The sequence below is a fragment of the Pseudomonas sp. AC229 genome (assembly GCF_979254655.1).
Genome location: NZ_CEEDHK010000015.1, coordinates 163,973 through 180,175, shown reverse-complemented (window position 1 = coordinate 180,175; position 16,203 = coordinate 163,973). Strand labels below are relative to the sequence as shown.

General features: G+C 52.0%; 10 protein-coding genes. 3 read left to right on the top strand and 7 right to left on the bottom strand.

What is annotated here, in order from left to right:
• The first annotated feature begins 419 nt into the window (after nucleotides 1-419).
• Nucleotides 420-1,286, top strand: coding sequence for an SPFH domain-containing protein (locus AC0IW7_RS20545; RefSeq protein ID WP_471820461.1), 867 nt, complete (start codon nucleotides 420-422; stop codon nucleotides 1,284-1,286).
• A gap of 477 nt (nucleotides 1,287-1,763) precedes the next feature.
• Complete coding sequence (locus AC0IW7_RS20540; RefSeq protein WP_471820459.1) at nucleotides 1,764-3,158, top strand: tyrosine-type recombinase/integrase; 1,395 nt, start codon at nucleotides 1,764-1,766, stop codon at nucleotides 3,156-3,158.
• Between the two features lie 859 nt (nucleotides 3,159-4,017).
• Here the strand turns inward: AC0IW7_RS20540 and AC0IW7_RS20535 are convergent.
• The 7 genes from AC0IW7_RS20535 to AC0IW7_RS20505 all read right to left on the bottom strand — a co-directional run bounded on the left by AC0IW7_RS20535 (nucleotide 4,018) and on the right by AC0IW7_RS20505 (nucleotide 12,520).
• A complete protein-coding gene (locus tag AC0IW7_RS20535; RefSeq protein ID WP_471820457.1) occupies nucleotides 4,018-4,935 on the bottom strand; it encodes a DUF5677 domain-containing protein in 918 nt (305 codons plus the stop codon).
• An 89-nt stretch (nucleotides 4,936-5,024) separates the two neighbouring features.
• Nucleotides 5,025-5,582 (bottom strand): hypothetical protein, encoded by a 558-nt coding sequence (locus tag AC0IW7_RS20530; RefSeq protein WP_471820455.1) that lies wholly within the window; start codon nucleotides 5,580-5,582, stop codon nucleotides 5,025-5,027.
• 118 nt (nucleotides 5,583-5,700) lie between these two features.
• Nucleotides 5,701-6,132: a DUF2813 domain-containing protein gene (locus AC0IW7_RS20525; RefSeq protein ID WP_471820454.1), complete on the bottom strand. Its 432-nt coding sequence runs from the start codon at nucleotides 6,130-6,132 to the stop codon at nucleotides 5,701-5,703.
• Nucleotides 6,133-6,274: 142 nt separating this feature from the next.
• On the bottom strand, nucleotides 6,275-7,543 hold the full coding sequence (locus tag AC0IW7_RS20520; RefSeq protein ID WP_471820453.1) for a restriction endonuclease subunit S: 1,269 nt from the start codon (nucleotides 7,541-7,543) through the stop codon (nucleotides 6,275-6,277).
• Nucleotides 7,536-9,182: an HsdM family class I SAM-dependent methyltransferase gene (locus AC0IW7_RS20515; RefSeq protein ID WP_471820452.1), complete on the bottom strand. Its 1,647-nt coding sequence runs from the start codon at nucleotides 9,180-9,182 to the stop codon at nucleotides 7,536-7,538. Before AC0IW7_RS20515 ends, AC0IW7_RS20520 begins: the two co-directional genes overlap by 8 nt.
• Nucleotides 9,176-12,286, bottom strand: a complete 3,111-nt coding sequence (locus AC0IW7_RS20510) for a type I restriction endonuclease subunit R (RefSeq protein ID WP_471820451.1) — start codon at nucleotides 12,284-12,286, stop codon at nucleotides 9,176-9,178. The genes AC0IW7_RS20515 and AC0IW7_RS20510 overlap by 7 nt, the downstream gene beginning before the upstream one ends.
• A gap of 27 nt (nucleotides 12,287-12,313) precedes the next feature.
• Nucleotides 12,314-12,520 carry a helix-turn-helix domain-containing protein gene (locus AC0IW7_RS20505; RefSeq protein WP_471820450.1) on the bottom strand — a complete coding sequence of 69 codons (207 nt, stop codon included), beginning with the start codon at nucleotides 12,518-12,520 and terminating at the stop codon, nucleotides 12,314-12,316.
• 400 nt (nucleotides 12,521-12,920) lie between these two features.
• Between AC0IW7_RS20505 and AC0IW7_RS20500 the strand changes: the two genes are divergently transcribed.
• Nucleotides 12,921-16,181, top strand: coding sequence for a DEAD/DEAH box helicase (locus AC0IW7_RS20500; RefSeq protein ID WP_471820448.1), 3,261 nt, complete (start codon nucleotides 12,921-12,923; stop codon nucleotides 16,179-16,181).
• Nucleotides 16,182-16,203 lie beyond the last annotated feature (22 nt).

The following is a 16,203-nucleotide window of genomic DNA, read 5'->3' as shown; positions in this document are numbered from 1 at the left end:
GATCAACTTCAGTCTCTCGTCAGCGGGAGGCGAATTCTACAGCGTTTCAAACCGCTGTCAACCACCTCATTTACCGCTTTTCGATCAACTTACTCGACCGACCAACAAGACCAAACCTCAACCTTGTCAGCCCGGCGCATTCTACGCAGATCGCTCTGCTTTGCAACCCTCAATTTCAACCTAACCTATTGATTAGAAAGAACTTTTAGGAGCCTTCTGCGCCGAAAGAGGTGCGTATTATAAGCACCTGGGAAAAGCCGTCAAGGCCTTCCTATAAAAATCTGCAAAGGCCCAACTGGTAACGCACATCAGCAGAAGTGACTTATTTAGCAGACCTGCCCGCGCACTCCCTATACGCTACGGAGTTCGGCGGAGCGTAAGCCGACTGACTACACGAAACCTATATATAAGGAAGAGATATGCAGGGGCTCAACAGCAAGGCGATCGGAATAGCCGCAGTAGTGCTGGTTATGCTTGGGGTGTTTTTCAGCTCTTGGTACACAGTCGACGAGACTGAGCGAGGTGTACTTCTACGAAACGGCGCCTTGGTTGGCGTCGTCGAGCCAGGACTGTCATTCAAAACGCCCTTCATTGAAACCGTAAAGTTCATTTCGGTGCAAAGCCAGGCGACTTCCTATAGAGAGCTGCAGGCCTACAGTAAGGACCAGCAAACCGCGACCCTCCAGGTTTCTGTTTCCTGGCACGTGGTGCCAGGCGAGGTCTCTAAGGTCTACACGCAGTACCAGGATCTTGAAGGACTCGTCAGCCGCCTGATTAGCCGGCAAGTTCCCACGCAAGTCGAGAACGTGTTCGGCCAATACAATGCTGTCACCGCCGTCCAGCAACGAGGCAAGTTTGTCGCTGACGTGGCTCGTGCTATTAAAGAGTCGATCAATGGCCCTGTGGTGATTGACGGCGTCCAGGTAGAGAACATTGACTTCAGCGACGACTACGAGCGTTCAATTGCTTTGCGAATGAAGGCTGAGGTCGAAGTAAAAACTCGCGAGCAAATGCTTGCCACTGAACAGGTCCAAGCTCAAATTCGCGTGACCCAGGCGCAAGCAGAAGCTGACTCCAAGCTTGCAGAGGCCAAAGCGGACGCCGAAGCAACTCGGCTGCGCGGGGAAGCGGAAGCAGATGCAATTAAAGCGAGAGCTCAAGCACTTGCCAGCAACCAAAACCTAGTGGAACTCACAAAGGCCGAACGCTGGGACGGCACCTTGCCTACTACGATGCTTCCTAACAGCGCCCTCCCCTTCATTGATACAACGAAGCGAAGCGAATAACGCCTAGCCTCAACACACTAAAAGGCCAGCTATGTTAGCCTTTTTTTATTTGGCACCTCGAAACCAGATCGCTAGTTTTTCGCCAGCGCGTGATGAGGCGACGCCAACATGCGCTCGCTCGACTAGCAACAGCCGTGAAACCCACCCGCCAGGATCGCCGGGCCGGACAGAATCACTTACCCATAAAAAAATCCAGTCACCGCAAAATGACTGGATTTCCTGGAGAATTATGGTCGGGACGGAGTGATTCGAACACTCGACCCCTAGCACCCCATGCGCTTAATTAGTAGATTTCTATAGATGTCTATAGACTCCAGCGGAAGACCTAAACCCTAGCAAATACGCACCTTACAGCCTATATTAGCGTCCACTTATGTCCATGAGCATCCACCACCAGCCAAGCTATTCGGTGGGGCAAAAGTGGGGCAAAATTCAGAGGTAATCTTTTAGGACTAGGACTAGGACTAGGGGTAGGAATTGTCAAAACTAACCGCGAAACAACTCGAAGCACTGACCGTGGCCGATGATGGTAAGACCTTCCGAGAGGACGGCGGTCTGGTTGCCAAAGTAAGAGCCGGCGTTCGCGGGGTCAGCGTGCTATTCCGCTACGAGTTCAAATTGGATGGCGCCAAGCGCGACCACCGCCTAGGTAGCTGGCCGAAGAAGTCATTAGCGCAGATTCGCGCAGAGCGGGACGAACTGAAGGCTACAGTCAGCAAAGGCGTGAACCCGACCATCGCTCGTAAAGCGGCGAAGATCGAAGCTCGGGTAGCTATCGAAAAGACTATTGCGGAAGACGAGCGTCAGGCTGCAGAGAACAAAACCGTTGCTGACTTGTTCGAAGAGTGGTTGCGGGACGGCGTCGCTCGCCAGGACGGCAACGCTGAACTGCGCCGCAGCTTCACCAAGGATGTCCTGCCTGTTATTGGCAAAAAACCGCTACGCGACTTGACGGAAAAAGACCTACTAGCGGTTTTACGTGCAATCAAATCACGTGGACTAAATCGAGCAGTGGTTATCCGCAGCAAAGATATAGGGCAGATGTTGCGCTGGGCGGAGAAGAGAAAGCCATGGCGCTCGCTCATGGCCGACGGCAACCCGGCTGATCTCGTAGAGGTCGACAAACTTCTCGATCACGATTATCAGGAGCAACGAGATCGGCTGCTTTCCCCTGACGAAATTCGAGAACTGCACAATATCTTTGCCCGACTAGAGCAAGATTATGACGCCCTACCTGCCGGCCAAAAATACTCAGGCATCCGTCCAGTTAATCCTCGTGTGCAGTGTGCGATGTGGATCTGTCTGAGCACCCTTTGTCGCATTGGCGAATTACTCAAGGCAGAGTGGCGCTATGTGGACCTGGAAAAAGGCACCTGGTTTATTCCGGCAGAGACAACCAAAGGGCACAAGGGCAAGCGCCAAGATCACCACGTTTTTCTGTCAAGATTCGCGATCGCTCAGTTCGAACGACTAAGCTTAGAAACTGGGTACACAGCATTCTGCTTTCCCAGCCGAGACGAGAAAAATCACGTCGACACTAAGACTGTTAGCAAGCTCATTGGTGACCGTCAATGCTGCTTCAAAAATCGCAAAAAACAGCTAGCTGGCCGCCACCATGACAATTCGCTGGTACTCAGCAAAGGAAATCAAGGCGAGTGGACACCACACGATCTGCGTCGCACTGGCGCCACAATGATGCAGTCACTGGGCATAACCCTTGAGCTCATCGATCGTTGCCAGAACCACCTACTGGGCGGATCAAAAGTACGTCGCCACTACATGTACCACGACTATGCCAAAGAGAAGACTGAAGCGTGGAACCTATTAGGCGAACGCATCGAGTCCATACTTGGGGTTAGCGGAATGGATTGATAGCAGCATGAATTATCTCCGCGCCACCGCTCTATACCAAGAACGGTACAGCTTTAGGAATAAGCTGAGCCGGTCGAGCGAGAGAGTGATAGACGCCTGTTGCACTCACATTACTGAGGCAGCGCAGAAGAGGCGCCGCGCTACCAAATAAAACTGATCCGCCCGCGCCGCGTGCGCCCGTATCGTCGGAGCAACAAAGCCAACCACAATTATGGCTAGTTGCCATTGAAGCACTTGCTTTCTTCGATGAGCCAAGGTAATTCAGACTGGCGCCAAATTTCTTCGGAGTGTTTTAATGATACGCGGAAGAATACTAGCTCCCTAAATGCACGCATTCCTTTGCCATCGTAAGTAACGAAGCACACAATTAAATCTCCAGCATGAGACCACTCTTTCTCGATATTTCTTACCGCAACAGATACTTTGTCCTCGACAACATATGTAAGGAGGAAGCAGAACTTCGGGCTATACTCTAGGTAAGCTGCGGAAAGCTTGCCCGGCTCATTTATTTTGCTTCTAACAGGATTTAGCCATTCCCACTCTGCGAACGCAACTGGGCGTCATGTTCTATCTCGAAGAACAGCATCTGAGTTTCCGCCCGACTCAAAGTGTACAAAATATCCAAATAAATCCGCTGTATCACGGAAGGTTATTGCTGAGTGAGTTGTCCAATCTGATATAGATCCATTATCCCTATTCCAGCCATCGAGTGGAAACCCTCTATACCACTGATAGGAAAATAACGTTGAAAAATCATCGGCGATTAGAGCCTCAACACTTCTCTCCTGACAACTAACTTTTGGTTAAGACGCGAGCTTTAGCCTGTCCCAACAAGCAAAGCGAACGGCTCGCACCATTATTATATTCCGTCAACCACGAATTTCGTCCATCCTTCTGGGAAAGAACACGCGTTTAGTGAGTCTATAATTTCTTCGTGGAACCCTGCCACGACAGCAAGGGCACTCTTTGACTGTTGAGTTACAGAGCTAAATTTGTAGTGCTTTCCAAGGGATTCAATTGCGCCTAGAAAATACTTGATACCCCATAGACAGATGAAAATGCTAAATGAATGCTTTTCCCCCTTGGATTTAATTTCTAGCTCCTCATTCTCTGTGAGCGAGCAAAGCAGGTTGTTTACCAGGTCTTCTTGATTTTGGTGAGCCTGGCCACACATAGCCCTATAAACCGTTCTGTATTCAATATCTTTTCCTAGGGCTTTATACAGCTGTTCAATTGACATTGTTCTAGGTTTTTCTGGCCATTGCCTTCCGGCGGCCTCTACAAAATTCTTACATATTTCTTTTGCTTCTAATTCGGTCTCATTTTTTTGGTCTATTAATTTTTCATGCGGATGGATTTCTGAGCCACTTATAGCCGCCTTCCACTTATCATTCTTCCACTTTTGCCCTTGAAAATAACTGGCCAGGTAATGTATTAAATTCTCTTCTGTGTCGCCGTTAAGAATAGCCTGAATCGTCAATGATGACTCAGCTAGTGTCCGAGAGATAATTTCCGCGTCTTGCAGGTGGCCATTAGAAATTAATGAAACCATGCTAGCAAAAGTGCTCGATGATCTACTCAGCATGTTTATTAAAAAACAATCGAACGGGTTATTTCTTTTTCTAAATTGTTCAGTGCCTAAGCATTCAGCGAAAAGTATGAATGGTGCATAAACTTCGGCAACAGTGTCTTTAATATTAATGGCTAGACATTCAGGTTTAACGTTATGGCTGCGACAAAAAATACCTAATATTTCCTTCTTGGCCTCGGTATTCATGCAATGCCACCTTTAGAAATATAAAAATTGAGCTAAGGGGCTTGCTTCAGCACATCTCATTGAGCGAAGCAAACGATTTGAACCAGTCTTCATCTATTTAGCGCCCATTCACTTGCCTTATGGCCTGGGGTGCGGGTACGCAGCACCAAGCCTTCGTCGGCCATTTTCGTAAGTAGGGTTACAACATAAGACGGGTGAATTTGCAAAACTCGGCTTATATGCGTAGTAGTAGATGGCCCGTTATTAAGAAACGCAATTATTTGTTCTTTTCTTGTAAGCGCGGCGGTTTCATCGATTGTTTTATCTACACTATTTTTCGCATTTTCAATTTCTTCCCGCGTCAAGTGATTTCCTTTCTTATTTAGCTCCTCAAAGATTTCTTCAATCTTTATTCCAATCGTTTCTTTTATTTTGTTAGCCTCAAGGTAGTGGCTTTGATCTTGAAAGTCGCTCGGAGCATAAAGCACGGTGTTCTTGAAGAACAGGACCAAAAAGAAAAGTAGAACTATTCCCGAGGGAAACACCATTACAAAGTATACAAAGACCGCCTGTATCTCGAGAGGCAACTTTATTAGCGCCACGCATGCGAGCGTCTCAGCGAGGCCTGCAAATATGGCAATTATCGTTAACGGATTACTTACCTTCACTCAGGGTTCCTTGCAAGCTTAATAAATACACAACTATAAGTAGTGGAAAAAACGGGGTAATACTTGGTGCTGTTTGTACCTGATAACGTTCCTTGCTCATGTGTAACTCATTGATCAGCTAAGGCGCCGCGTTGACATCCAGCACATAAACAAAGGTTTCTTCGATGTCGCCATCCTGCCCCATGACTGCGCTAAGACGGAAACGCACTCGCGGAATACCGTCCGGTTCGTCTAAGCGCATGTGACCAAAATGAGGAGCAACCGTGCTGTTGTCTTCATCCTTCAACAGTTCAGGGAAAAGGAAATCTGCTTCTATCCAAAGCTCGCGCTCTTCCGGAATATCCTTCTCATCGGCTGGGACATGGAGGTCAGGCCGCTGGATACGACGCTGGGACGGGTCGAAAGCGAACAGGTGGCACAATGCTTGGAGCGCAGCTGTCTTGCCGGCACCGTTAGGACCGATCAAGTAGGTGATGGTTTCGAGGCCGACGTCAGTAGGCCCAGGACCGTAAGATTGAAAACTCGGTAGGCGCAGCGTCTGCAGCTTCATACTGTTTGACCTTCCTTGTTATTATTCCTTACAGCTCGCGGGGCCCAGTACACGCCCACTCGCCAACCATACCAATGAAAATTAGAAGCTTCGCCGCGATGTTGAGAGTGCGTTTTCGTGTTTCCAGTCACGGCAGACCACCTTACGCCACCGTGACCTGGCCATTCATCAGCATGGGCAGCAGCCAGTCGCGAAGCTGAGCGAGTTGCTGGTTTTCTTTGGTGTTGTTGGCGATTTTCTCGAACGCGGGCTCAACAACTGCTGCAAATTTCTCGATAACTTCTTCCGTTGGAATTGCCAGGTTGGTCAGCTCAATATCATTCGAGACGATGGAGTCGAAAACAGAGCCCGAGGATTTCACCTGAAGGTGCTGGATCAACTCCTTGGCCAGAAAGAACAAAAATGTGTGACTGATTCCAGGCTTGGCGCGCAGAGCGTAGCAGGATTGATTCATCGCCATATCGACACCGGCCAGCACCAGCTTTCCCACGGAACCACGCGCTGTTATGAAAACACTATGCTTGCCAAAGAGCTGGGTGCTACTGCCTTTTAGGCCTTTTTCAGTGATGTAATCTGCCGTCGAAAACTTGAAAATGGGGCCGCCGGCATCGGTTGGAGTGAAAAAGGGAATATCACCCCCCCAGTACTCGGGTTTCTTTTTCGTGGGTGTACCACCGCCAAGCAGTTCAGAGACGGCCAGAATGCTTGAGTCTGTCCACCCGTCCGGAATCCCCCGTTTGAGTTTTGAGTTGTAGACCAACCTGCCGCCGGAGGATTTGTAGGGTTTGCCGTTGGCATCAGGGAAATCGAACTGCACGAACCAATAGTCGTAAATCGTCTTGGCCATGGCCTCAAGTTCGACGTTGATTCGATTGTTGTAGTCGATCTTGGCGTCGAGGGTAGAGAGGACGGCAGCGATTTTTTTCTGTGTCCCTTGGCTGGGAACATTCAAGGGGACATTAGCCAGAATTACAGTGTTCAGGTTGGGCATTGTGGCACCAACCGCTTGATTGACGATCCAGCTTTGATTCGAGGGGGTGCTGAGGTGATAAGTTAAAAATTCAGGATCAATCATCTTCCCAGGACGAACGAGGAGACAACCTGTGCCGCAAAAATAGCCAGCCTCAGTTTTCCTGATTAATGCTTTTTGAGTTACATCGCCTCTCCTGCTATAGACAATGTCTCCTTCTTTCACCAAGTGCTTAGATAGGCGACTAGCATCTTCCTCCGAAATGAACGCGATGGAGGACAAATCCACCCGATTACTTTTCATGTTTGCAGGCATGATGCAAGGTACGCCTACATCAACATAATCAGCAGCGTGTAACTGGCTACCAAACGGACCTGTTTGAATTTTTCCACCGCCGGCAGAGACAATCTCTCCAAGCGTTGTTTGGCACCACTTACTCATACAACAACCCCGCCAACTGCTTTTTGATCTCCCGCTCCAACCCCGCAGACTCCTTGAATAGCTTGTCCAGATTGTCGCTAAATCCCTGTATTTTTGCGGTGAACTGCTTTGGCGTCAGATCTGAATACTCAATATTTACCTCGAAATACTGCCCAGCGCTCAGACTGTAGTTTTTGGCGGCGATCTCGGAATAACTCACCACTACCGAAAAATCATCTACTGCCTGTTTGGCGTTGAAAGTGGCGATGATGCGGTCTTCCTCGGCTTCGGATAGCAACGTTTTCTGGTTCTTACCGTCTTTGACCTTAGTGCCTAGGTTGGAGGCGTCCAGTAGGACTACGCCTTCTTTATTTGCGTCGTCGATAAACAGGATGGACACATTGGTGCCAGTAGTGGCGAAGATGTTGCTGGGCATGGACACCACGCCGGCCAGCATCCTGTTGTCCACTAGATGCTGGCGAATCTTCTTGTCGATACCGCTTTGTGCAGTGATAAAGCCGGTCGGCACTACTACGGCGGCTTTACCACCGGGTTTCAGCGAGTGGATGATGTGCTGCAAAAAGAGCTGGTAGATAGCCATCTTGTCCATGGCCTGCTTGGGGATATTGGGAACCCCGCAGAAGAAGCGTTCTTGATGCTCCTTGCTATCCAGCTCGTTACGGAAATCGCTGAAATCCATCTTGAACGGCGGATTGCTGACGATGTAATCGAATTTTTTAAGCGCCTTACCCTCCCGGTGGTAGGGGTGGAGCATAGTGTTGCCCTGGATGATATTGGGGATGGAATGCACCAGGTTGTTGAGGATCAGGTTCAAGCGCAGCAGACTGGATGATTTTTGCGAAATGTCCTGCGAATAAATGCTGCAGCGCTGCTCGCCGATGGCGTGTGCGATGTTCATCAGCAAGGTGCCGGAGCCGGCGGAAGGGTCGTAGCAGCTCACGTTCCTGATTTTGCCGCGCACATTATCGGGAACCAGAATGGCAGCCATGATCTTGGCCACGGCGTGTGGGGTGTAATACTCGGCGTATTTGCCGCCGCTGTCCTTGTTGTAGTCCTTGATCAGGTATTCGAAAAGCGTGGAATAGAAGTCGTACTTCTGAGTAAAGATGCTCTCAAAGCTGCGCTCTAAACTGAATTCCACCAGTTTGTTGATCAGGGCGCGGCAGAAATTGTCGCGCTTGGACGGGTCCGAGATGTATTCGCTGACGCGATCAAACAGCGTGACCTTGGCTCCGCCATCGGTTTTCACCGCGAAGATGTCGTTGTTGGTAATGGCGATGTCGCGCAGGGTGTCGTCAAATAACTTGGCGAATTCAGGCTCATTCTGCCGGCCGAACAGATGGGCTAGGAAGTGCTCAGGTTTTAGGCGTGGGGTGTCCGGCCCCAACTGCAATTGCAGCATTTCCAGTTCATCAGCACTAAGACTAGCCATGGCCTGCTCCCAAGTGAGGGCTTGGCCTAGCTCGGGGCGGATTTTCTTGGCTTCGAAGGTGAATTTATCGTTGAGAAACTTATAGAGAAAGACCTGGGTGATGATCTTGAATTCGTTGCCATCGTTGCCCAGGCCATAGGCAGCGCAGATGCCCTTTAGACTGTCGATCAGTTGGCGGGTGCGTTGCTCAAATTCTTGCGTTACCACGTACGTGTTCCTGTTCGAGTGCCGGAGGCAAATTCATTGATGTATTCGGCCACCACCAACTGGTTGATGGTGCGGGAAGCGTCTGGAGTGAGCTGGATTTTCTGGCGATTTTGGAACTCGCCAATCACCAGCGGCATCATCATCCCTTCGAAATAGCTCTCGTTATTCACTAGCTGGGTGTTCTGAAGCACCTGCTCGTCGGCCTGTTGTTTGACACCGGAGAGCGCCTCAAACAGGCGGCGTTCGGTTTGTGTGAGGCCGCCACGCTCTTGCAGGCGCTTGTGGATGCGGGTGTATTTGGCGTCACCCTGGTACTTGGCGCGCAGCTGGTTATTCTGCCGATTGAGCTCTTTGACCTGGTCGTGAATTGCGTTGAGTGCGCCGATGTTGGCGGTCATTTCGTCCTGGGTGACTTCGTTGAGTTTCTTCTTCTTGAACAGCCGCTCCAGCTCTTCCCTCAGAGTAATGAACTTGGGATCTTGCTGGTCGAAATTGTCGGCCAGGGCCTCGCGGGTTTGGCGCAGAGTGTTCTTGAGCTTGTCAGCCAGTACCAGTTCTTCTTCACGGATCTTAGTGAACATGAACAGCACATCTTCCAGCGCCACGTTGAGCAGGTTGCTGGTGTCAGTGCTGGATTCGATGCTCTCTTTCAGGTTGAGCATATCGAGGTGGTTGCAGGTTTCGCGGTAGAGCTGGTTAATCTTCTGAAAATCAAGCTCTTGCAGAAGCGGATAGTCACCCTGCAGGCGGATCAGGTTGTAGAGGCTGCGGGCGTCGGCCAGTGCTTTCTTGAGCGCCAGCACCGTGGCGCGATCCTGAATTTGGGTGATCTGCCGCGAAAACTCTTCGGCGTTTTCGATGTTGAAGCTGAATAGGATGTCCTTGATCGCTTCGATTTCCTCGGCGATTTCTTCAGCGGATTTGAACAGGTTGGAGTAGTGCTCAACCTCATCGCCTAGCTCGGCCTGCAGCTCGTCGAAATAGGCCTTGTTGGTGGCGTCGAATTCCTTGCGAATATCGGCGAAATCGACCACATAGCCGTAGCGAAAATCCTTGTAGGTACGATTGACGCGGGTGAGCGCCTGCAGCAGGTTGTGCGAACGAATTACCCGGCCGAGGTAGAGCTTTTTCAGGCGCTTGGCATCGAAGCCGGTGAGCAGCATGTTGTAGACGAACAGCAAGTCGATCTTGCCCGCTTTGAAGTCTTCCACCCATTGCTTGCGCTCTTCCTTGCTGCCCACGTCGTGCAGGATCAGGGCGGCGCTTTTGACACGGTTCTCCAGCAGGCTGCGGGCAGCGTAACTGTCGGGCTTCGCGGCGGCGATCAAGGCCTGCGAGGAGTCCTGCAGGTTACGGCTGGGCTGGCCCTGCTTGGCATGAACAGTGCCGAAGATCTCAAACATCTGCCGGGCCTGGTCGGCACTGTCGCAGATCACCATGCCGCCGATGCTGGCATCAGCTAGTGCACTGCGGCTCTTTTCGAAATCACGCACGATGTATTCGAGCATGGGCTCGACGAATTTAGGGTGGGCGTAGATGAGCTTGCGGTCGATATCACCCTGCTGCAGCTCTACAGCAGCCAGCGCTTCTTGAAGGACCATTTTGTAGTTAGTGGCAATTTCTTCGCGGATCAGGCGAAGGGTGTAACCGTCAGCGATGGAGGCGTTGTAGTAGTACTTGTGGATGTAGTCGCCAAACAAAGCGCGAGAGTTGTAGTCATCGCCAAGCAACGGAGTTCCGGTAAGTCCAACCTTGATGGCGCAACGGTCTGACTGGCTTAGATTTGCGAGGAAACTGCCCTGCGGGTTGTAGCTGCGGTGCACCTCATCAAGGAAGTAGACGCGCTGGATGTTGACGTCGTAGTCCTCGGTACGCACCACGTCCGGGTCATCCTGGAATTTCTGGATGTTGACCACGGTGATCTCGGGCCGTCCGCTGTGGTTGTGTAATACCTGGGTGGCCTTGATATCACGGGCGAAGGCTTCACGGCTGTCGATGCTGTGTACGATCAGCCCACGCCCGGAAAATTCGCGCTGGGCCTGGGTGAGCAGATCGAGCCGGTCGACGATGAAATAGAACTTGGGGATTATGCCCTGGCGCTGGAAGTAGTCCGTCAGAAAGCGGACGTTGTAGTAGGCAAGCGCGGTTTTACCGCTACCCTGGGTGTGCCAAATGATGCCCTTGTGCACGCCGGCATCGAGCTTCCTCTCAATCGCCTTAGTGGCGAAAAGCTGCGGATAACGCATGACGTGCTTATGCAGGCCGTCGGCCTCGTTGACATAGACGAGCGAAAAACGCAGCAGAAAAGCCAGGCGTTGGCGGCTGAACAATGACGTGCAAATACGATTGGTCGGTGCGTCGGGATCCTTGTTACTGAGGAACTCCGGGCTGTGCTTGATGACGTTGAGGTTGTTGTCGCGCAGCACCGCGTTCTCGACGTCGTCATCTTCGGCAGCCAGCAGCTCGGCCAGATTCAACGTTTCCTCTTCACGGAAGTAATTGAAGATCGGCGTGTCATACGAAGGGCTGGCATAAAAAGCACCTTCGATGGGCTGCGGAGAACCGTCTTCGTACTCCATGTTGTTGGAGAAGACCATCAACTGGGTAATGTTAATGAAGCGACGGAAACGCGGATTGCGGCAGCGCGTAATGATGCGGTTTCGCTCAGCCAATACGCCTTCACGGTTGTGGGGCTTCTTGACCTCAATAAAGACCAGCGGCATGCCATTGATAAGCAGAGTGATGTCAGGCCGAAACTCGTCGTCGCCGTTTTTGCAGGGCAGCTCGGTCACAACGTGGAAGCTGTTGTTGTCGAAGTTCTCGAAGTCGATCAGACGGATGCTCGAACGCTCGGTTAGCTTGTCGTAGAAAGCCTGGCCGAGGTCTTCGTTGTCCAGCAAGAGCTTGACTTCCGCCAGCAGGCGGTCGATGTCATCGGCTTCCACACCAGGGTTAATCCTGGTCAGCGAAGAACAAAAAAGCGCCGGGAAGATATTGGTTTGCTCATCCCAGGAAGCCCCCTTCAGGGAGAGGTAGCTGTAGCCCAGGCGAACCAGGTGCAAGATGCAAGGGATCTTGACGCGCGAATCTTCACTGAAAACCATCAGGTGTGCTCTTCCTTATGCAATGCGCTAGTTGTGTTGCACCAAAATATCGGCGGCATCATCAGCTCCACCGGCTCTTACCCACTCGTCCACCTCGGAGAGCTGGAACTTCCAGAGCCTGCCAATGCGATGAGCCGGCATGCCCCGTCGTTCACGCCAGCGGTAAACCGTGTCCTTGGCCACACCCAAGTGAAGGGAGACCTGTTCGGCGGTGACCCAAGGTTCAGTGCTCATTATGGTTACGCTCAAGCTTAAGCAGCCATAGTCGTTTAAAGTCGACTGAAGTCTATCAGTGGAGCGAAAAATACGCTGCCCACGCTATGCACCTGCTTACAAGCTGAAACCTATACGGCGGGGGATTTACTACAACGCCCTGGTCACCATCACAGTGCCCGCGCTGAAGGTTGTCAGGCACTAGGTCGGAGGGGCGAAAAATCCAGCGGCATCGTCAACGACGACAACGATTGGGCCAACGAAACGATGGTCAACCCAAGACCCGCTGGAGCTGTTCCAGCGAGTGGTCACTGTGAGCCTAGAAACAATGAAAATCGTCAAGGCGCGGCCTCCGCTGGATATCTGAGTGTGCATTAGCGAGCTACGCTGCTTCGATCTGACTAGCCATGGATGACGGTAAATGTTCACCCTGCCTGCAATAGTTTTTGAAGAGCGATATTCGATTGGTGTTGTTCAGCACCAGATAAGGCCGGCGCAGCAAGTCTCGTTGGTCGCCGAAACGTCAATCAACGTATCGGTGCGAATCAAGCAGCCACTAAGGCGCTTCGATAATGAGGAAAGGGTGATCGTCACTTCTCGAAAGGATATCCAGCTTCCTGATGGAATAGACGGAATACTTCTTGAAGAAAATGGCGAGTACAGTTGGGCTCGGCATCGACTGCTAGACGAGTTTCAAAGTCATCGAGCACAGGTGGGTCGTGCGAATCATGCTCGTGAAATCGCCGCCTGCTGGAACGACACGTTACGTTTCCGAGCTGAACGCCGTGAGCCAGACGAAGGAGACTCTTCCGGATTGCGCCCCCCTCAACTAGGCGCATTACATGCCATTGGGGCTCACTGGAGCCTGGAGCAAGCACCAGCGACCATCGTAATGCCAACGGGTACCGGCAAGACGGAAACGATGCTAGCGGCATTGGCAGCCTACGCCCGCGAGCCCATTTTGGTGGTTGTACCTTGGGATGCCCTCAGAGCGCAGACCGCTAACAAATTCATTACCTTCGGTTTATTGCGAGAAATCGGCGTTCTCCCCTCGGATGTGCCCAATCCGATTGTCGGGATCATGAAGAAACGGCCAAAGACCCACGCAAATCTGCACATCTTCGAACATTGCAACGTTGTGGTCGCGACCATTAGTTCAATTGGCGCCGGCTTGTCCGCCGCGCTCTTGGAAGATCTCGCCAGTCGATGCAACGCGCTAATACTGGACGAGGCGCACCACGTTCCCGCCACGAGCTGGACCCACCTCAAAGCCGCGTTCCGAGGAGTACCAACTCTTCAGTTCACTGCCACACCATTCCGACGTGACACACAGCTTGTGGATGGGAAGATCATCTTCAACTACCCGCTGGGCGCCGCGCAGCGGGATGGGTACTTCAAGCCAATTCGCTTTGAGCCGTTGCAAGTCAATCCGCTAGAGGCTGATCAGGCCATTGCCGAAGCTGCCGTGATGCAACTCAGAAAGGACATGGCCGAGGGCCTTGACCACCTACTGATGGCGCGCTGCTCAAGCATCGCGCGGGCGACCATTGTCACAAAGATTTATCAAACGATAGCAGGTGATTTGAACCCTGTTCTCATCCATTCCGAGTCGGATGAAACGCAAGTGCGACTCACCGCGCTGAAGAACCGGGAAGCGAAGATTGTCATCTGCGTCGGTATGCTTGGCGAGGGGTTTGACTTGCCACAGTTGAAGGTTGCAGCTGTACATGACATGCACAGAAGCCTCGCAATTCTGCTGCAATTTGTAGGGCGCTTTACACGTGTGGCCGGCGAGAATATTGGAGATGCGACCGTAGTGGCCAATATTGGCGACAAGAGCGTTTCTGATGCACTGGAGCGTTTGTACAGTGAAGACGCGGATTGGAACCTCATACTTTCCGAAATGAGCTCAACAGCTGCTCGGGATCACGCGGAGCTAGTGGCTTTCCTGCACGCCTCCAAACGACTCGACGATCATGATCAATCCGACTCAATAGTATTGTCACCGCACTTACTAAAGCCCAAGTTCAGTACAGCCGTTTACCGGGCCACAGCGTTCGCTGGAGAGCGGTTCCATAGTGGCCTCCCCGCCAACCTCAAGCTGCAGGCCGTGTGGCAACACAAAGAGAGCCCGACCTTGTACTTCGTTACCAGGGCCGAGTCCCGTGTTCGGTGGACGAACACGAAGGGAGTGCTGGATTGCGAGTGGGCATTGTTCGTCCTACACCATGACGTGGAGCGAGGGCTTCTATACCTCTCCTCGACCAATCATGACTCGCTGTTTCCCGAACTTGCTGAAGCTGTCGCAGGCGAAGCGGTATTGATCAGCGGTGAGCAGATGTTCCGCAGCCTGGGGCACATCAACCGCCTTATGCTGCAAAACATTGGGGTCAAAAAACATGGGCGTCGGAATCTCAGCTTTGCCATGTACACCGGAGGAGATGTAGACGAGGCACTGGGTCTGACTGAACGGCACAACTCAGTCAAAAACAATGTCAGCGGGACGGGCTGGGAAGAGGGGGCACGCGTATCCGTCGGGTGCTCCATCAAGGGCAGAATATGGTCACGAGACCAGGGCTCCATTCCCGCGCTTATAACTTGGTGTCATCGGGTCGGCACCAAGCTCCTGGATAACACGATCAACATCGAAAACATCATTGCAAACGTACTGGTGCCCTCTGATGTTGAAGAGTTTCCGGCAGACAAGATCGTCTTGGCAATAGAGTGGCCTGCCGAGCTTCTGGGGATCGCGGAGGAGCGGATTGTACTTAGCCCGACCGCCCAAGAAGACCCGCTGCCACTGTACATGTTCGAACTGGAGTTCGTTTCGCTCACCGCCGCATCACTCCAGTTTGTATTGGTCGCAGGGGATGACACCATGATTGGCGAGTTCGAGCTTCGTCTCGACGCTCAACTCGGCTTCAGGGTGCAGCAAACGAGCGGAGATCCGCTAACCATCACCATCGGAAAACGCACTAGCCGACTTGATGAGTATTTCTGTAGTTATCCTCCGCTGATTCGTTTTATCGACCTCAGTGAGCTCGACGGCAATCTGCTGATACAGCCGAGGAATCCTCGCGACCTGATCCTCGATGTCACCCAGTTTGAAGCTTGGGATTGGACGGGCATTGATCTGACCAAGGAGAGTTACTGGAAGGACGGGATGGGCCGGCAAGACTCAATCCAATGGAAGGTGGCTCAAGTTTACATCGCCGGAAATTTTGACGTCGTCTTCGACGATGACTCGGCCGGCGAGGCGGCCGATCTCGTGTGCCTAAAGGAGGACAAAGACGTGATCCGGCTAGCCATGATCCACTGTAAATTCTCCGGTGCGGCGACATCGGGGGAACGCATCAAGGATGCTGTCGAAGTTTGCTCCCAAGCTGTGCGCTCCGCAAAATGGAAATGGAGGTTTGCGGATCTCTGCCGTCACCTGCTTGGGCGGGAAGAACGTTTGAAAACGTTTGCACGCCCCACACGCTTCTTCCAGGGTAATGCGGCTAGGCTGAACGAGCTGATTAGGCAGAGTCGGTTCAAACCCATCGTCGCGGAGGTGCTGATTGCTCAGCCAGGCATATCAGCGACTAGCCGTAGCGATGACCAGGAGATGGTCATCGCGGCCGCCATGGCCTACCTGAAAGAAACCATTGGATGTGATCTGCAGATTATCTGTAGCCCCTGATGGTGGACCGCCGTGCAGCCAT

What these genes read in the sequence shown, in the direction of transcription:
- AC0IW7_RS20525 (WP_471820454.1), bottom strand. Translation starts at nt 6,132, where the DNA reads ATGAAGCTGCAGACGCTGCGCCTACCGAGTTTTCAATCTTACGGTCCT.
- AC0IW7_RS20535 (WP_471820457.1), bottom strand. Translation starts at nt 4,935, where the DNA reads ATGAATACCGAGGCCAAGAAGGAAATATTAGGTATTTTTTGTCGCAGC.
- AC0IW7_RS20545 (WP_471820461.1), top strand. Translation starts at nt 420, where the DNA reads ATGCAGGGGCTCAACAGCAAGGCGATCGGAATAGCCGCAGTAGTGCTG.
- AC0IW7_RS20500 (WP_471820448.1), top strand. Translation starts at nt 12,921, where the DNA reads ATGTTCACCCTGCCTGCAATAGTTTTTGAAGAGCGATATTCGATTGGT.
- AC0IW7_RS20520 (WP_471820453.1), bottom strand. Translation starts at nt 7,543, where the DNA reads ATGAGTAAGTGGTGCCAAACAACGCTTGGAGAGATTGTCTCTGCCGGC.
- AC0IW7_RS20510 (WP_471820451.1), bottom strand. Translation starts at nt 12,286, where the DNA reads ATGGTTTTCAGTGAAGATTCGCGCGTCAAGATCCCTTGCATCTTGCAC.
- AC0IW7_RS20505 (WP_471820450.1), bottom strand. Translation starts at nt 12,520, where the DNA reads ATGAGCACTGAACCTTGGGTCACCGCCGAACAGGTCTCCCTTCACTTG.